The organism is Paraburkholderia sp. 32, from assembly GCF_050435345.1.
In the GTDB taxonomy this organism is placed as follows: Bacteria; Pseudomonadota; Gammaproteobacteria; order Burkholderiales; family Burkholderiaceae; genus Paraburkholderia; species Paraburkholderia tuberum.
The window spans coordinates 1,277,243-1,298,385 of sequence record NZ_JBNDKD010000002.1; the positions used below are offsets into that span (position 1 = coordinate 1,277,243).

The window sequence follows — 21,143 nt, forward strand, 5'->3', positions numbered from 1 at the left end:
ATACGTGGTCAGTTCGACGGCGCGAACTGTTCGGCGTAGATGTTTTCCGGGCGCAGGCCGAGATTCACGAGCTTTGTCGTGGCCGCCTCGATCATGCGTGGCGGACCGCACAGATAGGCGACGGCGCTTTCGTGCGTCACGTCGGCCTCGCCGATCGCATCGACGGGATTGCCGGCGAGTAGTTCGCCGCTCGCGTGGTGGTCTACCGAGATGCGCGTTTTGAGATTCGGCAGCCATTGCCGACGCAGCTCCAGATCGTCGAGGCAGAAAAGCTGCTCGGGCGTTGCACAGCCAAAGCTCAGCAGGATCGGCGGCTTGCGTCCGGGCTGGCGACGCAGGGCGTCGATCATCGACAGGATGGGTGCGAGGCCGGTCCCGCCCGCCACCATGATGTGCGGCGCAGGCACCTTCTCACGCAGGAAGAAACTGCCGAACGGGCCTTCGATTTCGAGAACGTCATCGGGTTTCGCCTCCTGCTCCAGCCACTTCGACATCACGCCATCTTCAAGCACACGAATCAGTAGTTCGAGCTTCGGCAAATCGGCCGCCGTGCTGGCGGGCGAATAGCTGCGCGTGACATTCGTCCCCGGCACGCGTACCTGAATGAACTGCCCCGGCTTGAAGTCGAGCCACGCGCCTTCGGCCAGTTCGAGCCGCAGGCGCACGACGTTCGACGCCACCTTCGCGACGCTGTCGACGAATGCGTGCGCCTTGACCGCCTGCACGTTGGCCGCATCGCTCGCATAGTTCAGCGTGAACGCGCAGTTGGTTTCAGGTTCGGTCAGGCACAGCAGCCGGTCGCCGGCCTCGTATTCGCTGCGCAGAAGCGTCGAGCTGGCACCCGCGCGCATGCCGGCGCGGCCCTCGACAAGCTTCGCCATACAGCTCGAACAGGATCCCGACCGGCACTGGTGGATGACCGGGATACCTGCGGCGAGAGCAGCGTCCAGCACGCTCTCGCCCTGCTGCACGGCAACCGATGTCGCTTTCCCGTCGCGAAAGCTCAATGTGACGTTTTTAACGGAAGACATACGGATACCTTCAGTACTGCTGTGATTAATGATCCTCTTCGATCTTCTCGACGAAGTACGAAGGACGTTTGCCGTCTGCGGTTCGCTTCATGCGGATGCTCGACGCCTTGATGGTGCCGTCGATACCATTGCCTGGTTTGGCGATGCCACGATTCCAGCGCGAAGCAATCTTGCGCCAGGTGATCGGCGATACGTCGGTTGCAACGAGTTGTTCGTTGTCCCAGCCGGTGCCATCGGCATAAAAATCCTGCATCGCTTCGCGTGCGTACAGGTCGCAGTTGTTGAAGCCATGCAGGCACAGCGGCTTGAACAGATAGTCGTAGCGATACTTGAAGTCCTTGCGCTCCTTGTCGGTCGGGCACACGCGCGCGAGGATTTCCCAGTACTCGTAGGTGTCGTCAGTGATCGGCACATACCATTCGAACTGGACGACATGCTCTTCCGGCCAGTTCTCGACCATCAGCACGCCAGGCATGAACACGGAAGTGCGGTACGGGCGGGCATTGACGTTCTCGACCTTGAGGTCGACTCTCTCGTTCTCGAGGACGGGGTTCCACTTCTCCGTGAAGAGCCATTGCACGAGGCCCTTGGGACCGTTCTCGTCTTCGACCGGCGCGATGCAGTCGTCCGCGGTCGGCACGATGCCAAGCGGCAGCACCCAGTCCTTCGCGTGAATGATCGCGTTGTCCTTGTGCACGAGGATGTGCGCGTTATCGAAGCCGTTTTCGCAGGCAATGCGCCAGTTCGCGAAACCCGTGCGGTGCATGCCGTACGCGACGACGTCCTTGTCCAGCAGGCTCGGCGCGGACGGCCACAGCGGATGCGGGAAGCGTTCGTCGTTCTCCGGGAAGCGGATGGGCAGGTCGTGCGCGAGCGGTGGCACGTCTTCATCCGGATAGTCGTCTTCGCGCACGAAGACGAAGATCATGCCCGCGACTTCCTCGACCGGATAGGTTGTGATACCTGTCGTGCCGATCAGCTTGTCGTCCGGATTGCCGGCGATGGTCGCGAGCTTGCCGCTTTCCAGGTCGAACGTGAACCCGTGATACCAGCAGCTGATCGTGTCCTCGGTAAGACACATCGGCTTGGCGGAGAGCCGCACGCCGCGGTGAATGCACTGGTCCTTCAGCGCGTAGAGCTTGCCCTTCACGCGGCGCAACACGATCTGAACCCCGCAGATCTGGATGCCTTCTACGGCATCTTCCGGCAATTCATGGCTGAAGAGCGCCGGATACCAGTGGTTGATAAAGCCCCATGCCGCGTCCTTGTACGGCTGGTACTGGCTCTGGACTTTCGCGTCGTTGACGCGGGCATCGCTGATCTCGTTGAGTCGCTGACCGGTGCTGCGCCGGCGGACGATGGGCGTGTCGCTCATGGAGTGCTCCTGATGTGTGGGCTGGGGCGCGTCTCGTGACTGCTCACGAGCGCTGATTTCTGTACAGCTTGTCGCGGCTCGATGCGCTTCGCCGTGCGCGTCTCATCCGATGCTGTGAGTGAAGACTACGGAAACATAAATTGACAGTCAATTAATTTTCAATCAATCTTCAGTCGTACATTGATCGTAAATCGATTGAACATAACGCGATAGAAATCGGCGAACGCCCGTGGGAAGGCGCTGAGCGGGCGATGTGCTGGTTGGAGGCGGGTGCCGCTGTGGGCGATCTTCCGAGGGTTGTCCCTAGCGATGCTCCCGCCCAGAATGCGTCCCGGACGAGAACCCGGTACCCGAGCAGAGCGACGCGCAGGGAAAAAGAAACAACACGAAACGTGTGCTGAAAAGCCGCCGCCTGGCAACTCGCCCGGTCAGCGGGCGCAGCAAAGGCTATTGACGAAAGGAAGAGGAGAACCCGGTGAAAATAAAGAAGTCTGCACTACTGATCGGCCTCGCGCTGGTCGCTAACGCCCATGCGCAAAGCAGCGTCGAAATCTACGGGATCATCGATACGGGCGTGATGTATGTGTCGAACGTGGGCGGTCACAGTAACTGGCTGGCCGACCCCGACACGATGGCGCCGAATTTGTTCGGCTTTCGCGGAACCGAAGATCTCGGCAATGGCCTGAAGGCTATATTCAAGCTCGAAGGCATGTTCAGCCTGAACAACGGCGAATCCACCAACGGGCTGTTCGGGCACGAAACCTATGTGGGATTGCGTGACGACCGTTGGGGCACCCTGACCGCCGGCAATCAGATCGACTTCATGTTCTATTCGCTCGTGGTCGATCACTGGGGCCCGGCCTTCCCGTTCGTCAATTCTCTGGGGCTGCGGCAAGGCTCGTTTTCGGGCCTGAATATTCCAGGGCCACCGGGCAACGGTTCGTTCGACTTCGACCGCACGCTCGGCGCTCCGATCGCGAACTCGGTCAAGTACATGAGCCCGACAGTCGGCGGCCTCTCGATGGGCGCGCAGTACAGCTTCGGCGGACAGGCTGGTTCGTTCGGTCAGGATAGCGGGCAGAGCTTCGGCCTGAACTATCACATCGGCGCCGTCGCGCTGAATGGCGCGTACACATACATCAAATATCCCGAGTTGAACAACGGCAACGACGGTATCCGCAACATGGGTCTGGCCGCTTCGTGGGTCGTGGGGCCGACCGAGCTCGCCGCGATGTACACGAGCACGCAGAACACGCAGAACGGCGCGCGTGTCGGTGTCTACGAGGCCGACGTGACGTGGACGGTTTCCCCATTCCTGCACACGAATCTCGCTTACCAGTACATGAAAGGTAACGACGTCCTGAAAGGCCAGAAGGCCAGTCAGGAGACGTTGTCGGTCCTGTATTCGCTCTCCAAACGCACGAGCATCTACTCAGCGCTGGCGCTGCAGCAGGCCTCGGGCGGCCCCGCCTGGATTTCGCTTGTGCCGGGACCCTCGTCGGGAGGCCGGCAGACGGCGGTCGACATCGGTCTTCAGCACGTGTTCTGACGATATGACCTGACCACGCGGAACCCGTCGCTCGACACACCGAGGCTGTGGCACCGCGCAAGCCAGTCACGACCCACCAAATACATACAGGAGATACCACCATGAGCAACCACTGCACCATGCGCGCGATGCGTGTACACGAACCCGGCGGCCGCTTCGTGCTCGACACGATCCCGCGCCCTGAACTGCTGCGGCCGACCGACGTCCTCGTCGACGTGAAGGCGTCCGGCGTCGTGCCGAATCTGCGCAACGTAATGAGCAATTACGGCGAGCGTGCTTACCTCACCGTGCCGGATCTGCCCGCTATCTACGGGCTGGATGCGGCCGGCGTGGTTGCCGAGGTGGGCAGCGCCGTGACCGGCCTCGTGCCGGGCGATCGTGTCTATATCAATCCGGGCCGCTCGTGCGGATCGTGCGACGCGTGCCGGACAGGTCAGTCGATCAACTGCGTGGCCTTCACGTTTCAGGGCTACTTCGGCTTTGGCCCGCAATCGAAGGCGATGTACCGGCAATACCCATACGGCGGTTTCAGCGAGTTCGCAACGGCGCCCGCCGACGGCCTCGTCAAGCTGCCTGAAGCAGTGAGCTTCGAGCAGGCCGCGCGTTTCGGCTACCTCGGCACCGCGTATTCTGGTCTGCGCAAGGCAGGCGTCGGCGCGGGCCGGACCGTGCTGATCGTGGGCGCAAGCGGCACGCTGGGTCTGGGCGCCGTGCAGATCGCACGCGCGATGGGCGCGACTCGCATCCTGTGCGTCGCGCGCAACGAGGCGCTGCTCGCCCGTGTGCGTGCACTCGATCCGCAGCGTATCCGCACGTTTTCGTACGGCACCGGCTCGCTGGCCGACTGGGCCCGCGAGCAGACAGACGGTGTGGGCGTCGACGCGGTCATCGACGCGATCGCGCCGGGCGCCTCGCATCAGGTCACGCTCGACAGCATGGCGGCACTCAGGCGTGGTGGCCGGCTCGTCGAAATTGGCGCGATGACTGACCCGCTGCCGCTGAACCTGCACGAGATGATGTGCGCGCAGGTCAGCGTGATCGGCTCGCTATGGTTCTCGGTTGCCGAAGGCCAGGACCTGGCGAAGATGGCTGCGGCCGGCACGCTCGATCTCGGTGTGTTCGAACACCACCGCTACACGCTCGATCAGGCCGACGAAGCACTCTCGGAAGCAGAAAAACGCGCTGGCGGCTTCGTCAACGTCGTCATCGTTCAATGAAACAGCCCGAATCGAACAGGAGAACATCATGGTAAGACGCGTCGTGACAGGCGAGAAAGACGGCAAGTCGGTCATCGTCTCCGATGGCCCCGTCGCCAATACGCACGACTACGCAGCCGTACCCGGCTTCCAGACCACGCTGGCATGGGCGACGCTGCAGGGCGTGGCGCCCCTGCCGCATGACGGCAAGGACCCGGCGGTCGGCATCCAGTCGGTGGTGCCCGATCCGCATGGCACACGCCTGCTCGTCGTGCAGTTCCCGCCGGACAGCTCGCTCGATTCCGCGGACTTCGACCCGGTTGCGGCTGGCGCGGAATACGAAGCGCATCTGCCTGGCCTCGCCCAGGCGTTCGAACCCGATGGTTCAGGCATGCACCGTACCGCGTCGGTCGACTACGACATCATCGTTTCCGGCGAACTGTGGCTCGAACTCGACGACGGTGAGATTCGCCATCTGAAGGCAGGCGACATCGTGATCCAGAACGGCACGCGCCACGCATGGCGCAATCGCAGCACGATGCCGGCGGTGATGGTGGCGGTATTGATCGGCGCCGAGACGCAGGCAGCGCGGTAACGGCAAACGAAGTGAGAGAGCAAACGATGAGTCAGCGAGCAGAACATCCCCACGACGGGCCGCCCAGGGCACCACGCGCCGAAACGCTGGAATGGAGCGACGCGATGTTGCTCGGTCACGCGCCGATCGACGCCGCGCATGAAGAGTTTGTCGAAGTGGTGACGGCGCTCGCCGGTTGTACGCAGCATACGGCGCTGGCCTGCTTGCAGGCGGTGGAGGCGCATCTGCTGTCCCACTTCGCAGTCGAGCAGGAATGGATGGACAAGACCGATTTTCCCGCCGCCGAATGCCATCTCGACGAGCACCAACGGGTGATGGAGGCCGTGCAAAAGGTGAACGCACTCGCAGCCATTGGCCAGGTCGGCCTGCAGGACGTCAAGCGTCTCGCACAGGCATTGGTCGACTGGTTTCCAGGTCACGCCGACTATATGGATTCGGCATTGTCGGCGTGGATCAACAAGAAGATGTATGGCGGCGCACCCGTCGTGTTGCGACGCGATCTGCAAGTGGCTGAGGCGGCCTGAACGAAGTGACGGAGCTAAACATGATCATGAAGGACAAGGTGGGACTCGTAACGGGCGGCGGCTCGGGCATGGGGCGCGCGGCGGCGCTTGCGCTGGCGCGCGAGGGTGCGATCGTCGTGCTCGCTGGACGCGGTGAAGAAAAGCTTGCGAGCGTGCGCGACGAGATCCAGCGAGCCGGAGGACGGGCGGAAATCCGCTCGGCCGACGTATCGCGTCGCGAGGATAACGAGGCGCTCGTCGCGTTCGTCGAGTCGCGCTTCGGCAGGCTCGATTTCGCATTCAATAACGCGGGCGGCCACGCGGACTTTAAGCCCATCGACCAGACACCGGTCGAAGAATCGGAATGGGTGATCGATCTGAACTTCAAGGGCGTCTATTACGGCGTCAAGTATCAGGTTGAAGCGATGCTGCGCGCGGGCGGCGGCGCGATCGTCAACAACGCGTCCATCTTCGGCTTACGCGGCATGAACGGCATCGCTCACTACGTTGCAAGCAAGCACGCGGTAGTCGGCCTCACGCGTGCGGTCGCGAAGGAATATGCCGGTAGCGGTATCCGCATTAACGCCGTGTGTCCGGGCGCAACCGAGACGCCGAACTACATGCGCTCGACCGACGGCGACGTGCACCTGCTCGATGACATGATTCCGATGCGCCGCATCGGCCAGCCTCATGAAGTCGCCGACGCGGTGCTCTGGCTGCTGTCCGACAAGGCGGCCTATGTGACTGGCACCACCCTTTCCGTCGACGGCGGCATGACAACCTGAACGACCATTTCAGGCTCACGGGACACAAGGAGAAAGAACGATGAGATCGAATCGTGCAGCACGGTATATCGGCGGCGCGCTTATCGCGCTGATTGCCTTCGGTGCGAATGCTCAGGGCGGCGGTGGAACGGCTTCGACGCCGGCCGCGAGCGCGGCTTCGGACCAGAGCAAAAGCGCGACGCGCGCGGCGAACCGGCAACTGCAGAAGAAAGTGCGCCGCGCGCTGGCTCACACCAAGGGCCTCAACGCGTCGGGCATTGCAGTACGCGCGAACGACGGCGCGCTCACCTTGCAGGGGTGGGTGCCGGAGCAGTCCCAACTCCAGCTTGCGTTGCGCACGGCCCAAGGTGTGCCCGGTGTCGTGTCGGTGAACAACCAGTTGACCATACGACCGGTGGGACAGTGAGACGTCGTCCCGGCGCGAGCAATTGGACGTTGAACGATCGCGCCCGGGACGACGAATCAATACGGAATCAGCCAAAAGAAGGACGTGCATGTTTGACGGCATCACCATCAAGTCGCGATTGACCATCGCGATGGCTTTCCTGTGTCTGCTCCTGACCGGGACAGGCATGCTCGGCCTGAGCAGTATTGGCCGGGTGAACGCGTCGTTGAAAGCGGGCCCGGGTCGTGTCTACATTCAGCGTGGAAGCGCCGGCGGCGGTTTGGGTTGACGCTTGACGGCGTTGGAGAAAGCCGTTCGGTGGAGGGGCCAAAGCGAAGTTGAATCAGCCTCATGTACTTCAGTTTGCTTTACTAACTAATTGTCCGCCGAATGGCGGAACGTTTGGAGAGAGTCATGCCTAGCACGATTGAATTGACGCAGCAAGATGAAGTCGATGTCTCGACCATCAGGGTGCCGGAGAGTTCGCGCATGCCTAAGTTCGCGCTCACCATGGCCTGGTGGGGGCTCTGCAGCGCGATGGTGTATCTGATCATCGGCGCGACGCTGGCGCTTTATTACGGCACGACCAATGCGCTGATCGGGATGGTGATGTCCGTGGTCGTTTATTCGGCCGTGAACTACGTGCTGACGAACTATGCGATCCGCACGGGTCTTTCCGTGTCGCTTTTCTCCCGCGTGCTGTTCGGCAGTGCGGGCGCCGCATTGGCAACGCTGATATTCGCGGCAACCGTCATCTACTATGCCGTCTTCGAGAGTTCCGTTATCGCGGTCGCGCTGAACAGTCTTTTTCCATCCGTTTCCTATCCACTGGCTTGCCTGATCGTGGTCGCCTATAGCGTGCCGCTCGTTTTCGGCAGCGTGCAGAACTGGCTCGACAAGCTCAACGGCGTGCTTCTGCCGTTCTACGCGGCCGGCCTGATCGCGGCTGTGGTAGTGGCGACGTCCACGCACGGCTACAGCTCGGCCTGGATGCATTTCGGCGAGACGAAGGGGGCAGTCGTGTCGAACGGCTGGTGGGACTGCTTCGTCTACTACATGGGCGTGTGGCTGTTCATGCTCGCCGCTTTCGACTTCGCGCGCTTCGGCAAGAAGCAGGACGTCCGCTATCACAGCGTGATCAACTTCGGCATGCCGTTCTGGTTTGTTACGTTTATCGTCAACGGCGTGATCGGGATTTATCTCGTCAGCACGATCCCCGGACAAGGCGCGCTGTCCGAGGTATCGGTCGTGCTCGCGCTGCTCAAGTTGATGGGACTCTGGGGACTCGGCTTCCTCGTCGTCACGCAGACTCGCATCAACACCGCCAACTACTATCTCGCGACCATCAATACGCAGGCACTGTTCGAAGCAGGCCTCGGTCTGAAGCTGCCGAAATTTGTCTGGACGATCGTCGTCGGCGTGATCGTGTACGCGCTGATGCTGTCCGGCATCTTCTCGAAACTGCTCCTCGCACTCGCCTATCAAGGAGTGTTCGTCGTCGCGTGGGTGGCGGTGGCGCTCGCCCATATCCTGTCGCACAAGTCGGAGCGGACTTCCGACGACGCACTCGAATCGACATTGCGCAACGTGCCGATCTTCAACTCCGGCGGACTGATTTCGTGGTTTGTCGGCGTCGCGGCGGGCATTGGCGTGATGAGCGGACCGGAATCGCTCCATACGTTTTCCGCGCCGGCAACGTTTGTGGTTTCGGTCGCCGCGTACCTGATGGTGTCGATGCATGGCAAGCGCTCCATCTCCGTCACGACGTAATTCACCTATTTGGCTTCGATAACGGCCAGGCATTGCAGGCTGGCCTACGCACTGATTTGGTCAACGGGGCCGTGCGAACGGCAAGTCCGCGGCGCCCGATTTCATCATGGAGCGAAGTAATGTCAGACCCGACGATCGTCCGCCGCCGCACGGTGAGTGGCGGCAATAGTGGTACATCGAGTCAATACCAGCCCTATAAGGACGCTGCGTGGGGCTTCGTCAATCACTGGTATCCGGCGCTTTTCAGCCACGAACTGACGGAGGACCAGGTGGAAGGCGTGCAGATATGCGGGATTCCGATTGTATTGAGGCGCGCGAACGGCAAGGTTCATGCGCTCAAGGATCAATGTCTGCACCGTGGCGTTCGCCTTTCCGAAAAGCCGATGTGCTTCAACAAGAAGACGATATCGTGCTGGTATCACGGCTTCACGTTCGACCTTGAAACGGGCAAGCTTGCGACCATCATCGCGAACCCCGAGGACAAGCTGATCGGCACGGTCGGCATTACGAGCTATCCGGTGCACGAAGTCGCGGGCATGATCTTCGTCTTCGTGCGCGACGACGATTTCCCGCTTGAGGACGTTCCGTCGCTCGAACAGGATCTGCCGGTGCGCTTTCCGAAGCAAAGCGACCGCTACCCGCATCCGCTGTGGCCGGCCGTGCCCAGTCTGCTCGACGAGAACGCGGTGGCGATGGGCATTCATCGCATCGGCTTCACGAACTGGCGCATTGCGTGCGAGAACGGCATCGACAACGCTCATCTGCTGCTGCACAAGGACAACAGCATCATTCACGCGATGGAATGGGTCCTTCCGCTTGGCCTGCTGCCGAGCGGCGAAGACTGCGTCGAGACCCTCGAAGACCCTGACGGTCCCAAGGGCATGCTGCAGTGGCTCGGCACTGACAAGTGGCAACCGGTGCTGGAAAACAAGGAACTGGGACTGAAAGTGCCTGGACTCGTAGGCCGCCCCTATCGGACTTCGATCGTGTTGCCTGGACTCGTGGCGGTCGAGAACTGGCCGGGCGAACATATGACCCAGCTGGAGTGGTTCGTGCCGATTACCGACGACACGCATGAGTATTGGGAGGTGATCGTGCGCATCTGCAACACGCCGGAGGAACTGGAGGCGCACAAATATCGCTACGAGCGTGTCTATGAGCCGCTGGCACTGCATGGCTTCAACGACTGCGATATCTACGCACGGGAGTCGATGGAAGACTTCTACGGTGACGGCACCGGATGGGAGAGCGAGCAGATGGTCGCAACGGACATCTCGGCCATCACCTGGCGCAAGGTTGCTTCGCGCTGGAATCGCGGCATCGCGAAACCGGGGCGCGGCGTGCCGGGCGCGCGAAAGGACAGCAGCCTGCGCTTCAAGCGCGCTGCGGACGGCAAGCGGATGACCTACAAGACCGAGCAGATCGAAGACTGATCCGCCCCTGCTACCTCTCTCCTCGGACTTTGCGCCGGGGGAGGGGTTATTTTCGTCAAATAAGACCCGATTCAGGCTTCCTTTTGCTTTGTCACGCTTTGCGCCGATTCGGTGGCTGTCACACTTTTTTCAGTCTGCGGTGTGATGGTGGCGGCGTCGCGAGCAGCTTCATCGTAGATCCCGGTAAGCAGAGACATGAAGCGCGCGTAGCGCTCGAATTTCTCCTCTGTGTCGCTGATTTCCCCGAGGCGCTGGACCAGTATCTCTTTTCGGACCTTGTAGTACTCGTCCGTCAATCGGATCCCCAGATCGCTCGCACAATACAGGTAGGTCTTGCTGCTCGTGTCCTGTAGCTTTTCGATCAACCCGGCGGCTTCCAGCTTTCTCAGGCTGTACTGGATGTTGGGAATATCGTCGCGGTTCATCAATCGTCCGATCATTGCGCTGGTCTTTGGACGGTCCTGCATACGAATGACGTGAAGGATCACGTGCTCCTGATGTTTGAGTTCGACGTTCGCTGTGATCGTAACGACGCCTGTTGCCAGAACGAAGCGGGTGAAGGACTCGTAAAAACGAATCAGTGACCACTCGAACTCCGCGATCTTGAACTCGGCGTCGGATTTTGCGAGATGCCACGATCGGTAGAACCTGGGTTCCATTGCTTGACTCGCTTATCAAAGTTTGTCGATAGGGGAGTGCGGCCCGGTTGGTCGGGCCACCGTTCAGCACCGGCATCGCGAGGCAGTTTCAAGTCGGTGGCTACCTGCCGCGGTGGGTGCACGAAGTCGATTGTCAATCGACAATATATTGAAGAACACTGGATAATCTACCAATATTCGAAAATAATCTGCCGAAGTCCGGGTGCCTTGGCGTTGGATGCGTAACCTGAATGTCAGGTTGGATCTGGATCTGGCGATTGATTTTCGTGCTCTTGCCCGGCGGGCGCATCACCGCGCAGCTGAAAGTCCATGGAAAGTTCCGGACACAGATCAGGCGCACGCGAACGCGAACGCTTTGCGTAGTCCAACTCCACGGTATTGCGTATCACCTAGGTACGGTCGCGCCGCGCAACGTCTCGCGAGAAAGGATTTCTCCCGGACGATGGCGTTCGAAAGACCGCTTCTCGAAGCGGAGTCAACCGGTTGATGCAATAGTTCGATGGAACCGTTCATGGCCGACTGCACCTGCTGAGTTGCAGTGCCGCAACGCTGCCGCTGGCCTACGCGGGGTCTTTTGGATGGCAGCTTACAGTCAACCCGGCCGAATGCGTACAGCCGGCCACTTTCTGCCGTTCGCCTGCGCTATGCAGTTGTCACTTGAACGGCTGCTCCACTTCGAAACCCGCCCGATGCGCGACGCGCGCTTGCCGGCCAATGCCGACATTGGCGCGCTCTGGTTTCTACGTCGGCAATATGGCGGACTCCTGACGGTGGCAGCATCGAGCAACCCTACGGCAGCTTTCCGCATCAGCGAACTCACACTCTCGACCCCAAGCGGCCTGTCGTGCCGACAGTCCCGCACCTGCCGCTATCGATACCGAAGCAGACGTCCGCCGCAGAAGAAAGCCGATGACCTTCACCGTTTCGGGTTTACAAAGGTTTGTGCGCCCACGCTCCGAACGCCATGTCGCCGACATAGATTCCAGAGGACTCGACACGCTCCGCGTCCAATCGTCCCTGTAGCGTTTCGATGCCGATCTCGTCGGCCGTCGCAACCCCGTGCGCCACGATACGCGGCAAACATGCCCGTACGATGTGGCCGAGGCCGTACGGGCGATCGGGTGTTTGTAACAGACATTCAGCGCGGACCTCTTCAACCACGAGACCCGCTTGCGTCAAGTTGCGATGAAGATTGAACCCGACGTGCAGATCGGCGCCCTCGCGCTCAATCATTCCCTGAATCCAACCCGTGACCTGCCGGTGCAGCGGAAAGGCGTCGAGACTCGCGGGCACCATTGTCGTGTCATGCTCCTGAAACAGGATGATCCCACCCGGACGCAAGTTTCGTGTAAGAACGCGCACCGCTTCCACTGCGTCCGCCTGATACATCAGCACCCGCCGTCCGACGATGGCGTCGAATAGACCAAGAGATTCGGGCAGTTCGAGCAGTTCGCACTGGACGAACGTCGGTATGGCCGCCCCATCGGCAACAGTCCGCTGCCGAGCGACGGCGAGCGCGCTCGGGTCATGATCGACGCCTACGATAGTGCCGCTCGCGCCGACCAGCTGTGCCAGAAGAAATGCTACGTCACCGGACCCGCAGCCGACATCGAGAACTTTCATTCCCGCGCGAATCCCCGCATCGACGACGAGACGTGAAGTGAAATCAGCTTTGGCGATTGTCATTGCGGTCGGTCCGTTTCAGTTCGAAGAAGGAGGTCGCTGCCAGCGCGTATCTCCAAGGCAGCCAGCAAGACGGCCGTCAGCCTACCAGATTCCGCATGAGGGCGAGCAGCGCCCGTTCGCGAACCGCTGCTCAATGACCGCCTCCGAGGAGCAACGGTCACCTGAACGTCCAAACTTCGTTGCGTCCGGAGGGCCGTTCCTGGCCGAAAGTGCCCCTCTTTGAACGATGCCATCAGGCGGATCGTCGGCCAAATCTACGATTCGCGAGCCGCACGCGGCTATCGTGACCGACCGCCCGCTTCCGGGAGGCACCCGACGGTGCCGCGCCGGTGCTTGACCCTACCTGATCGGGATGGAAAGACCCTTAAACGCGGGTAGGGGCGATCGCGGTACGCGGCCGCAGCGTCGCCATGATCAGGTAAATGCCGCCGCCGATCACTACGCCGAAGAACCAGCCATACGTATTCCACCAGGCCGGCAGCAGGTTGGTGAAGTTGGGCAGGAAGGTCGAAAACACGCTGCCGACCGCCGCCGCGGCCAGCGCGTTGACGTTCCAGCCGCCTTCGTAGCGATACTCGCCGTGCTCCTGGTAGAGCGCCGCGACGTTGATGTTCCCCTTGGCCACCAGATAGTAGTCCACCAGGATGATCCCCAGCAGCGGGCCCATCGTGGCGCCGATGGCGTTGACGAAGTGCGCGGCGTTGCCTTCCCACGGCGCAAACGGGTAGAGCACCAGCGCGATGGCTGCAGCGATGAAACCGCCCTTCTTGAAGCTGATCTGCCTGGGGAACGTGTTGGAGATGTCGAACGCCGCCGAGACGAAATTGGCCACCACGTTGATGCCTAGCGTGGCGACTGCGAAGGTCACCGCCGCGATGAGTGCCAGTATCCAGCTGTCGAACTTGGCTGATATCTGCTCGGGGTGCAGCAGCACTTCGCCGTACACCCTGAAGGCGGCGATGGTGGTGACGCCGGCGACCAGCGAGAACGCAATCAGGTTGACCGGCAGGCCCCACAGATTTCCTTTCTTGACTGCGTCGCGGTTTTTCGCATAGCGCGAGAAGTCGCAAAAGTTCAGGTACAGCGCCGCGAAGTAGGTGATCCAGGTCGCGCCCACGGCCATCAGCGCCCAGAACGACCCGGGCTCGCCGCTGACGCCGGCGTCCTTGGTCTTCTCGAGCAGCGCGTCCATCGGAATGCCATGCTCGAACGAAAAGCCGCCGGCCTTGACGCACAGGCCGATCGCCAGGATCAGCATCGCGATCCACACCGCCGGGCCGGCCAGGTCCTGGAATTTGCGCACCGTTTCCATGCCCTTCTGAATGATGAGCAGCTGCAGCGCCCAGACGATGAAGTAGCAGATCACTTCCAGCACCGAATGGCCGAGGAAGTGTGTGCCCTTGTGGAACTCCATCAGGCTGGTGCTGCGGATCAACAGCGCGACTATCGCGCTCGAAGCCGCTGCCGTCTGCGCGCCGTACCAGAAGCAGGCCACCACGGCGCGCACCAGCGCGGCGAAGTTGGCGCCCCACACGCCGAAAGAGGCGCGCGCCAGCACCGGGTATGGCACGCCGGTCTTCTCGCCGGCGTAGCCGATCAGATTCATCAGCGCGAAGATCACGAGTGAGCCGAGCCCGATCGCCAGCACAAAGTTGGTAAAGCTGCCGCACAGCAAGAACAGGCTGGCGGCGAGGTAGTAGCCCCAGAGGCTGTGCACGTCCGAGGTCCAGACGTTGAAAATGCTGAAGGCACCCCAGTTGCGCACCCTGGCAGGTGCGAGATCTTCGTTGTAGAGGCCGGGGGAAGGGTTGCGGATTTCCATCTGTCATCTCCTTTGGATTTCGTGGAACTGAGGAAACACCGCCAGACGACCTTGGGCCGCGATGCCCCCGCGTCTAAAGCAAGCTCGTATGCAAGAACTGTATGTACTTTGCGGCACAGCTCTGAATGGGTTAACCCTGATCGAGTGCATGCCGGCGCAAACCAACCCTGCGATCCCACGCACAATGAGCGCAATCGCAAGTTGGTCGTTGTTGTCCGTATGACCGCGTAAATCAATAAAATTGCGCGACGCTTACCGTTGCGGCGTCCCGCTCGCAATCTGTGGGGCCGTTGATGTGGAGATGGCCGGAGGCCCCTCGTCGAAGGGTTCGATGTGAGGGCAGCCCGATTCAAATGCCGTGTTCGATTGACCTCCGATGGTCCCGCATCGGGCGACAGCTGGCGTTCGTCAGTTCAGATGCGATCTCAAATGGCAGAAGTGGATGGGTGCCGCCGAACGCAACCGGCGATGCTCAGCCCCCTCACCGAAGTTTGCTGTCGGACCGGGTTCGGCCATCTACGGTCCTCCGCAATTCATTGGCGAATGTCTGCTCAAGAGTTGCCGAGCCGCCGTTTGATCCCGTAATGGAAGCCACTCCTCAGCCCTGGCTGACTCTCTGGTTGAGACGAAGCTCAGGATTTCGCAATGCCCGTTCCACGGCTGACAAACGGGCGTCGATAAGCCAATCGTCTTGGAGATGAAGGTGCGGCTTATCCGGCCAATTTGTACGAATCCTTGCCACTGCTAAGGCTTTGGCGTGCCCGATCTATCGTCTGCTACGGCCGGAAGCCCCGCTAGCCGTGCCACGCGTAGCTGCCGGTCAAATTAATGCGGCTCCATCCAGGCGACGACGGTACATGCAATGGGCAGGCTCCGGGCGGTTAAATTAGAACTTGACACGTAAATACGCACGACTGTATTGTACTGGAATACGTACGACTGTATTCCTATTATGAGCAAACCATCATTTCGCGAAGACATTCTCGCTGCCGGCCTCCAGGTGATGCTTCGGTCGGGATACGAAGGGGCGAGTGTGCGCGATATCTGCGCAGCGGCAGGTGCTCCGCACGGCTCCTTCACCAATCACTTCCGCTCCAAGGAGGCGTTTGCGGAGGAAGTGCTGGACCGCTATTTTGCTCACACCAAGGGATTAGTCAAAGAGGCTTTGAACGACAAGTCACTTACTCCCCGGCAGCGACTGAAGCGGTATCTGGACATCATCAGCCGCGTGCTGGCAGACGACAAATGGAATCGCGGTTGCCTGATCGGCGATTTCAGTCTTGAGACCGCCTCTCAAAGCGAGCTCTTGCGCGAAAGGCTCGAGGCGATATTCCAAGAATGGCGTGCTCCATTTGCCTCGTGCATCGCCGAGGCTCAAGCCGCCGGTGAAATCGATTCAACGTTCGATCCGGTGGATCTCGCCGAATTTCTCCTGGCTTCCTGGGAAGGCGCAATTCTTCGCATGAAGGTGGAACGCGGCCCTGCCGCCCTCGATCGCTTCAAGAACATCGTTTTCCAAACCATATTCAAGGAGCAGAAATGATCGTCCTTTCTGACGTTGTATTGCCGCGAGTGAATGTGCTGGGTTCCACCATGGCCTATCGGGAAGCGGGAAATCCCGAAGCACCGGTCGCGCTTTTTCTGCACGGAAACCCAACGTCGTCGTACATATGGCGGAACATCATTCCCCTGGTCTCACCCGTGGCGTACTGCATCGCGCCGGATCTCATCGGGTTTGGTCAATCGGGAAAACCGGACATTGCGTATCGGTTTGCGGATCATGTTCGATACCTGGATGCGTTCCTCGATAACGCTGGAATCTCGTCAACATTTGTCATAGCGCAGGACTGGGGAACCGCACTGGCATTTCACCTGGCTGCCCGAAGGCCGGAGTTTATCCGTGGGCTTGCTTTTATGGAGTTCACCTGGCCAATGCCTACCTGGGAGGATTTTCACGCGGATGCACGCGAAACCTTTCAGAAGTTCAGGACGCCTGGCGTGGGTGAAAAAATGATTCTTGAAGGAAATGCATTCGTAGAGCAGGTTCTTCCCGCTGCAACCGTACGAAAACTGACGGATGAGGAAATGTCGGTTTACAGAGCACCATTTCCAACTCCCGAGTCGCGTCGACCAACCTGGCGTTTCCCGAATGAACTGCCGATCGCTGGAGAACCGGCGGATGTGTACTTAACCTTGGAGAACGCACATCGTGCTCTAGCACAGTCGTCTTATCCGAAGCTGCTTTTCACCGCAAATCCAGGCTCTCTGGTCTCGCCGACCGTCGCCGAGAGTTTTTCGAAAAAACTTAAGGACTGCAGAGTAGTTGAGCTTGGCGCTGGAATTCACTACTTGCAGGAGGATCATCCTGAGGTCATCGGCGCCACTATCAATGAGTGGCTAGTCGGACTGGGAGTAGGCTCCAGCCCAAAACAAAGGCTGACATTATAGGCATTCCTCTGATGCGCGGGCCGGAATGAAAAGCCGATGAGCGGATAAGGACCGTCGTCTGTGAGCGTCCGGTCCGTGGAAGCTCAGCGGACATTCGCCGCCAAAGTGCGAGAGAGCGCTCCGGGTCGGGAGTGTGAATTCGCTGATGCAGGAAGCTGCCGTCGGGTTGCTCGATGCCGCCACCGTCAGCAATCCGCGACATTGCTGACGCACGACCCAGACCGCCCCAACGTCGGCAATGGCCGAGCTGCTGCCTCTGAGGCGCCGTCATGAACGACCGGTCCATCTTGTTACCTGCGCTTGAACTCCCAACGTCGCACCGGCGGCGATGCGGTCGACAAGACTCGTTCAGCGATAAGGCAAACTTGTTCAACCGAAGGTAACGAGCCGCCTGAGTGTCGCGACGGTGAGTTCGGGATGCCCCGTGAGAAACGGCAATCCATGATCGGCAGTCTGAGCGACGCGCGGAGCCGCATGGGGCGGTAAGCCCTCTAGTCGCGCTCGTGAAATTCCCAGGGATTCATCCTGTCGACAGATACCGGCGCATTGGGTCGGGGCACGACGCCCTTCAGGGCTTGCATTGAGCCATCCGGTCCGGACGGCGGATCGACGCGAAGCCAACGCCCCAGCGTATCGCGGACACACTGCTGGCAAAGGTCAAGGCTCACATGGGCGCCGTCGCCGAAAATCGAGCCAAAGCCGCCACGCCAATCGAGCGACATCTTTTCGTACCACTCCCACTGGTCGTCAACGGGCGTCATGCGCCGGCCGCAGCGGTCGCATGTGCAGGCCGCGACCTCCTGCACCGTCCTGTCCCGGTATTCGCGCATGGCCTATCCTTTTCCCCAGTCCGAGTTTTCCCAGTCGGGCGGCACCAGACCAAGCTGCTTCGCGGTGTCGACCGGCAGGCGCAACAGCACCGCGCCCGGGCCGCGCTCCATGTTGCCGAGCATCGTGACCTCAGCGGCTACACCGTCGAGCTCGAGATACACGACGTCGTCCGGCTCAAGAATCTCGGTGTAGAGATCCCAGCCGGGCTGATCACCCTCTTTCGCCTGATACCTGATGTGGTTCCTGGTACTCATGAATCCCTGTCCCTTTTGCGAGCGTTTAGCCGATGCCCTGATTGTCGGCGGCCAATCGCTGCAGATACTGGATGCGGTCCGCGGCGTCACTGACAGCCGCCTCTCATTTCACTGTTCATCATGCGATCCCGGTTGGCCAGAAAGGTTCGCGGGTGCTCCGGCCTTATCCCTTCTTCCGGATGAAGCAGCGGATCTGACTGTCAGGCATCCTGCGGGCAAAATACCCGCTCATCTTCGACGTCAACCCGACAGTCGCTGATGATCTGGATGCCATCCCAACGGTTTTCTCCCTGTCGGATGTCGAGTGCGGCGACGGCTGGTTCGATCTGATCGACATGTTGTGCGCGAGGCTGCAACTTGCTACAAAGCACGGCGCACCGCTCTGGCATCAGCGCTGGCCGTTGAGAAAGTCGAACCAGTCGTGCGCAAAGGCACAGCCGTGGTCAGGAATGCCCGAACCGGCCAGTTTCCTATCAAAGTACGTTCTGGCCGGCTCGGGAATCTCATCCAGACGCACGTAACGGTAGCCTGCGTCATTCACGTGAACCGTCACCCTCGGTGACGCGGGTCGCGGTGGCAGGGCTTCGCGGCCCTGATTCAGCGCAGCGGCAACACAGCGCGCAACGAGATCCCATACGCTGCCCGCCCATCTCGGATAGCCGCGCACCGTGGCCCGCTCGCCGACCTGCCGGAGCACCGCATCGTCCAGGGCCACCCTGTAGTCCGCAAGAGCCCCGGACCTCACGCGCGCAATGTCCGCCGTCGCGATGACCCGCTTTCCGTCTTCCCGTCCACCGGGCAGCAATTCAATGGTGACCCGAAGCATTCGCTTGTCCTTCTGGTGTTTGTCTCATCCGGTGCCGCAGTTGCGCGGGCGCGCATCGCGTCGGGGTCCCGAACCTGCGCCGCGATCGCCTGCCCCCCAGCAAATCAGGCCGTCCCGGTGGCTCCGCCCGGACAGCAGAACGATCCGTCAGAACTTCCAGTACCCGTCGAGTGGAAGCCCCCGCTGCTCCCTTCCGCGATACCCCGCCCTGCCGCCCGGGCGCGACGCTGCGTACACCCCGTTGGGCCGCTTACGACCTGTCGAGGCGATGTTCCATCGCAATACAGACGACGTCCGCGGCCAGCGAAAGGTTCGCCGCTTTCGCCGGCCTGCGGGTGCCGGCCACCGCCTTGCCAGGTTCCGCACCGGTGATCCGCCGGGACAGTATTTCGCCGGCGAATGCCGCAGCGCGTTCCATGGACAGCGAGGGCCCCAGCAGGTCACGCATGCGACCATCGGCAACGGCGGTCGTGAACGAAAAGCCCGCCGCGTCCACCGCCAGCATGTCATCGAGCACCGGAATCCTGAAGGCGAACCCGGCTGCCCGCGCGACCATGCGCGCCACGGTCTGGCGGGCGTGCGACGGATCGATCCCGTATGAGACGGCCGAGGTCGACCAGTGGCCGCCGATGCGCGCCCACCCCATAGCGGTGGGCCAGCAGGTCGGCATCGCGCGCGGCCTTTGCATCGAGCGGCTGCTCCGGTTGGAGCAGGTTGCGTCCGCGGGTGGCGAGGCACGCCGCGACGCGATGGATGGCAGCCTCGAGCGTTTCAGTGCCGATCGTCACGCGCCAGCGGCCATCGCCTACCCCGGGATGCGACGCCGGCGGCGCCAGCAGTTGCCCGGGCGCGAGCAGCAGGGCGCGCTCCCAGCCGCGAAGGCGCGCCACGGTGAGCGCCTTCGGAAACGTCCCCTGTTCCCACCGCAACAGCGTGGCATCGGACACGTGACAGGCGCGCGCCACCTCCGCAACGCACAGGCCCAGTTCACTGCGCAGCCGCCGCGCGTGGGGGCCGATCTCGCAGCACCGGGCGGTGGGGATCCGTGACTGGGGATCGCCGTCTGCGCGGGCGGCGGCATCCGCCGCAGGCAACCCGGGGTCCGGCAACGGTTGCGTCCCAGGACCGAGCAGCCAGCCCGGCGGCACCTGCAGGGCCGCCTCCAGCGCGTCCACGGTGGCGGCGGCGACGGTGCGCGGCCACCTTCCCTTCTCCCAGCGCTGCAGGGTCACTCTCGCAACCCCCGCCCTCACCGCGAGATCGCGTTGTGTCATCCCTGACGCCTTGCGTCGAGTCCGCAGGCGCTGGGCTATCCGCGGCACCTCGGATCGTGGCATCCACTCACGCGACCCGGCCATCCTGATCCCCTTCATGAGGCTGTTTCTGTTTGAGCGAAGAAATGCGTCCACCCGTCCGGAAACCGGACGACGGCCCGGCCGGCGGTCTCCCGACTTCATCCGGTGCACGCATAGGCATTGGCGCGCGCGTCATGCAGCGCATGGTGCTCGCTGCCATGGCGGGCATAGTAGGCGGCGCGCCGCTCCGGATTGCGCGTGCCGGCGATGTTCACGAGCCGCCAGCCGCGCGGCAGCGGGCCGCCCAGCAGGAACCGCAACAGGGCCAGGTCCGTCTCGTAGTCGTAGCACAGCACCGGCCCGGAGTCGCCCGGCACCGCCACGAGCCATGCGCGCAGTGCCTCGCGCAGCGCTGCGAACGGCATCGCGCGCCCCTCGGACTGGCCGAGCTGCGGCAGTACCACGGCACGGACAAAGTCGCTGCACCACGCCGGATCGAAATCGGTCCGCTCGCCGTAGAACTCGTACCCGTTCTCGCCCACGAGGGCGAGACTGAGCAGCTGGCACTGCCGGAAGTCGGTGAATTCCGTGTCGAGGAAATACCGGTTGTTCCAGCCGGCCTGCGGCTCGGGTTCAGCCGGCAGTGGCCACCGCATTGCGCCGTGAAAGTGTGTATCCGTCATGTCCGTTACTTCGTCAT

The 21,143-nt window shown here is 61.5% G+C and carries 22 protein-coding genes; 11 read left to right on the top strand and 11 right to left on the bottom strand.

Annotated features, from left to right (window positions below):
• Positions 1-8 precede the first annotated feature (8 nt).
• The gene (locus OKW26_RS21210) at positions 9-1,031 is read right to left on the bottom strand and encodes an FAD-binding oxidoreductase (protein ID WP_429355054.1); all 1,023 of its coding nucleotides are present in this window, start codon (positions 1,029-1,031) and stop codon (positions 9-11) included.
• Positions 1,032-1,056: 25 nt separating this feature from the next.
• Complete coding sequence (locus OKW26_RS21215) at positions 1,057-2,406, bottom strand: Rieske 2Fe-2S domain-containing protein (protein WP_184012158.1); 1,350 nt, start codon at positions 2,404-2,406, stop codon at positions 1,057-1,059.
• Positions 2,407-2,881: 475 nt separating this feature from the next.
• Here OKW26_RS21215 and OKW26_RS21220 point away from each other — a divergent pair, with 475 nt between their 5' ends.
• The 9 genes from OKW26_RS21220 to OKW26_RS21260 all read left to right on the top strand — a co-directional run bounded on the left by OKW26_RS21220 (position 2,882) and on the right by OKW26_RS21260 (position 10,622).
• A complete protein-coding gene (locus OKW26_RS21220; protein ID WP_429355055.1) occupies positions 2,882-3,955 on the top strand; it encodes a porin in 1,074 nt (357 codons plus the stop codon).
• Between the two features lie 101 nt (positions 3,956-4,056).
• Positions 4,057-5,172, top strand: coding sequence for an alcohol dehydrogenase catalytic domain-containing protein (locus OKW26_RS21225; RefSeq protein ID WP_429355056.1), 1,116 nt, complete (start codon positions 4,057-4,059; stop codon positions 5,170-5,172).
• A gap of 28 nt (positions 5,173-5,200) precedes the next feature.
• Positions 5,201-5,746 (top strand): cupin domain-containing protein, encoded by a 546-nt coding sequence (locus OKW26_RS21230; RefSeq protein ID WP_429355057.1) that lies wholly within the window; start codon positions 5,201-5,203, stop codon positions 5,744-5,746.
• Positions 5,671-6,270, top strand: coding sequence for a bacteriohemerythrin (locus OKW26_RS21235; protein WP_429355058.1), 600 nt, complete (start codon positions 5,671-5,673; stop codon positions 6,268-6,270). Before OKW26_RS21230 ends, OKW26_RS21235 begins: the two co-directional genes overlap by 76 nt.
• Positions 6,271-6,290: 20 nt before the next feature.
• Positions 6,291-7,034 (top strand): SDR family NAD(P)-dependent oxidoreductase, encoded by a 744-nt coding sequence (locus tag OKW26_RS21240; protein WP_184023962.1) that lies wholly within the window; start codon positions 6,291-6,293, stop codon positions 7,032-7,034.
• Positions 7,035-7,074: 40 nt separating this feature from the next.
• A complete protein-coding gene (locus OKW26_RS21245) occupies positions 7,075-7,440 on the top strand; it encodes a BON domain-containing protein (RefSeq protein WP_184023965.1) in 366 nt (121 codons plus the stop codon).
• An 88-nt stretch (positions 7,441-7,528) separates the two neighbouring features.
• A complete protein-coding gene (locus OKW26_RS21250; RefSeq protein WP_429355059.1) occupies positions 7,529-7,708 on the top strand; it encodes a Tar ligand binding domain-containing protein in 180 nt (59 codons plus the stop codon).
• Between the two features lie 125 nt (positions 7,709-7,833).
• Positions 7,834-9,189, top strand: coding sequence for a purine-cytosine permease family protein (locus OKW26_RS21255; protein ID WP_429355060.1), 1,356 nt, complete (start codon positions 7,834-7,836; stop codon positions 9,187-9,189).
• Positions 9,190-9,308: 119 nt separating this feature from the next.
• On the top strand, positions 9,309-10,622 hold the full coding sequence (locus OKW26_RS21260; protein ID WP_187615623.1) for a Rieske 2Fe-2S domain-containing protein: 1,314 nt from the start codon (positions 9,309-9,311) through the stop codon (positions 10,620-10,622).
• Positions 10,623-10,693: 71 nt separating this feature from the next.
• Here OKW26_RS21260 and OKW26_RS21265 read toward each other — a convergent pair whose 3' ends face one another.
• The 3 genes from OKW26_RS21265 to OKW26_RS21275 all read right to left on the bottom strand — a co-directional run bounded on the left by OKW26_RS21265 (position 10,694) and on the right by OKW26_RS21275 (position 14,789).
• Complete coding sequence (locus OKW26_RS21265; RefSeq protein WP_184012141.1) at positions 10,694-11,281, bottom strand: winged helix DNA-binding protein; 588 nt, start codon at positions 11,279-11,281, stop codon at positions 10,694-10,696.
• 930 nt (positions 11,282-12,211) lie between these two features.
• A complete protein-coding gene (locus tag OKW26_RS21270; protein ID WP_429355061.1) occupies positions 12,212-12,967 on the bottom strand; it encodes a methyltransferase domain-containing protein in 756 nt (251 codons plus the stop codon).
• Between the two features lie 364 nt (positions 12,968-13,331).
• Complete coding sequence (locus tag OKW26_RS21275) at positions 13,332-14,789, bottom strand: NCS1 family nucleobase:cation symporter-1 (RefSeq protein WP_184054383.1); 1,458 nt, start codon at positions 14,787-14,789, stop codon at positions 13,332-13,334.
• Between the two features lie 952 nt (positions 14,790-15,741).
• On the opposite strand from OKW26_RS21275, the gene OKW26_RS21280 reads away from it, so the two are divergent.
• Complete coding sequence (locus OKW26_RS21280) at positions 15,742-16,332, top strand: TetR/AcrR family transcriptional regulator (protein WP_184040704.1); 591 nt, start codon at positions 15,742-15,744, stop codon at positions 16,330-16,332.
• Positions 16,329-17,237 (top strand): haloalkane dehalogenase, encoded by a 909-nt coding sequence (locus OKW26_RS21285; protein WP_429355062.1) that lies wholly within the window; start codon positions 16,329-16,331, stop codon positions 17,235-17,237. The genes OKW26_RS21280 and OKW26_RS21285 overlap by 4 nt, the downstream gene beginning before the upstream one ends.
• Before the next feature lie 491 nt (positions 17,238-17,728).
• On the opposite strand, the gene OKW26_RS21290 is transcribed toward OKW26_RS21285, so the two are convergent.
• The 6 genes from OKW26_RS21290 to OKW26_RS21315 all read right to left on the bottom strand — a co-directional run bounded on the left by OKW26_RS21290 (position 17,729) and on the right by OKW26_RS21315 (position 21,126).
• Positions 17,729-18,067 carry a hypothetical protein gene (locus OKW26_RS21290; RefSeq protein ID WP_429353577.1) on the bottom strand — a complete coding sequence of 113 codons (339 nt, stop codon included), beginning with the start codon at positions 18,065-18,067 and terminating at the stop codon, positions 17,729-17,731.
• Between the two features lie 3 nt (positions 18,068-18,070).
• A complete protein-coding gene (locus OKW26_RS21295) occupies positions 18,071-18,322 on the bottom strand; it encodes a hypothetical protein (protein ID WP_090806453.1) in 252 nt (83 codons plus the stop codon).
• A gap of 388 nt (positions 18,323-18,710) precedes the next feature.
• Entirely contained in the window at positions 18,711-19,148 is a 438-nt protein-coding gene (locus tag OKW26_RS21300) for a hypothetical protein (protein WP_429355063.1), read from the bottom strand.
• A 250-nt stretch (positions 19,149-19,398) separates the two neighbouring features.
• A complete protein-coding gene (locus OKW26_RS21305) occupies positions 19,399-19,665 on the bottom strand; it encodes a hypothetical protein (protein WP_429355064.1) in 267 nt (88 codons plus the stop codon).
• Positions 19,655-20,605: a helix-turn-helix domain-containing protein gene (locus OKW26_RS21310; RefSeq protein WP_429355065.1), complete on the bottom strand. Its 951-nt coding sequence runs from the start codon at positions 20,603-20,605 to the stop codon at positions 19,655-19,657. Before OKW26_RS21310 ends, OKW26_RS21305 begins: the two co-directional genes overlap by 11 nt.
• On the bottom strand, positions 20,602-21,126 hold the full coding sequence (locus OKW26_RS21315) for a hypothetical protein (protein ID WP_429355066.1): 525 nt from the start codon (positions 21,124-21,126) through the stop codon (positions 20,602-20,604). The genes OKW26_RS21310 and OKW26_RS21315 overlap by 4 nt, the downstream gene beginning before the upstream one ends.
• Positions 21,127-21,143: the final 17 nt, after the last annotated feature.

What these genes read in the sequence shown, in the direction of transcription:
- OKW26_RS21210 (WP_429355054.1), bottom strand. Translation starts at nt 1,031, where the DNA reads ATGTCTTCCGTTAAAAACGTCACATTGAGCTTTCGCGACGGGAAAGCG.
- OKW26_RS21215 (WP_184012158.1), bottom strand. Translation starts at nt 2,406, where the DNA reads ATGAGCGACACGCCCATCGTCCGCCGGCGCAGCACCGGTCAGCGACTC.
- OKW26_RS21225 (WP_429355056.1), top strand. Translation starts at nt 4,057, where the DNA reads ATGAGCAACCACTGCACCATGCGCGCGATGCGTGTACACGAACCCGGC.
- OKW26_RS21230 (WP_429355057.1), top strand. Translation starts at nt 5,201, where the DNA reads ATGGTAAGACGCGTCGTGACAGGCGAGAAAGACGGCAAGTCGGTCATC.
- OKW26_RS21235 (WP_429355058.1), top strand. Translation starts at nt 5,671, where the DNA reads ATGGCGCAATCGCAGCACGATGCCGGCGGTGATGGTGGCGGTATTGAT.
- OKW26_RS21240 (WP_184023962.1), top strand. Translation starts at nt 6,291, where the DNA reads ATGATCATGAAGGACAAGGTGGGACTCGTAACGGGCGGCGGCTCGGGC.
- OKW26_RS21245 (WP_184023965.1), top strand. Translation starts at nt 7,075, where the DNA reads ATGAGATCGAATCGTGCAGCACGGTATATCGGCGGCGCGCTTATCGCG.
- OKW26_RS21250 (WP_429355059.1), top strand. Translation starts at nt 7,529, where the DNA reads ATGTTTGACGGCATCACCATCAAGTCGCGATTGACCATCGCGATGGCT.
- OKW26_RS21255 (WP_429355060.1), top strand. Translation starts at nt 7,834, where the DNA reads ATGCCTAGCACGATTGAATTGACGCAGCAAGATGAAGTCGATGTCTCG.
- OKW26_RS21260 (WP_187615623.1), top strand. Translation starts at nt 9,309, where the DNA reads ATGTCAGACCCGACGATCGTCCGCCGCCGCACGGTGAGTGGCGGCAAT.
- OKW26_RS21265 (WP_184012141.1), bottom strand. Translation starts at nt 11,281, where the DNA reads ATGGAACCCAGGTTCTACCGATCGTGGCATCTCGCAAAATCCGACGCC.
- OKW26_RS21270 (WP_429355061.1), bottom strand. Translation starts at nt 12,967, where the DNA reads ATGACAATCGCCAAAGCTGATTTCACTTCACGTCTCGTCGTCGATGCG.
- OKW26_RS21275 (WP_184054383.1), bottom strand. Translation starts at nt 14,789, where the DNA reads ATGGAAATCCGCAACCCTTCCCCCGGCCTCTACAACGAAGATCTCGCA.
- OKW26_RS21280 (WP_184040704.1), top strand. Translation starts at nt 15,742, where the DNA reads ATGAGCAAACCATCATTTCGCGAAGACATTCTCGCTGCCGGCCTCCAG.
- OKW26_RS21285 (WP_429355062.1), top strand. Translation starts at nt 16,329, where the DNA reads ATGATCGTCCTTTCTGACGTTGTATTGCCGCGAGTGAATGTGCTGGGT.
- OKW26_RS21290 (WP_429353577.1), bottom strand. Translation starts at nt 18,067, where the DNA reads ATGCGCGAATACCGGGACAGGACGGTGCAGGAGGTCGCGGCCTGCACA.
- OKW26_RS21295 (WP_090806453.1), bottom strand. Translation starts at nt 18,322, where the DNA reads ATGAGTACCAGGAACCACATCAGGTATCAGGCGAAAGAGGGTGATCAG.
- OKW26_RS21300 (WP_429355063.1), bottom strand. Translation starts at nt 19,148, where the DNA reads ATGCTTCGGGTCACCATTGAATTGCTGCCCGGTGGACGGGAAGACGGA.
- OKW26_RS21310 (WP_429355065.1), bottom strand. Translation starts at nt 20,605, where the DNA reads ATGAAGTCGGGAGACCGCCGGCCGGGCCGTCGTCCGGTTTCCGGACGG.
- OKW26_RS21315 (WP_429355066.1), bottom strand. Translation starts at nt 21,126, where the DNA reads ATGACGGATACACACTTTCACGGCGCAATGCGGTGGCCACTGCCGGCT.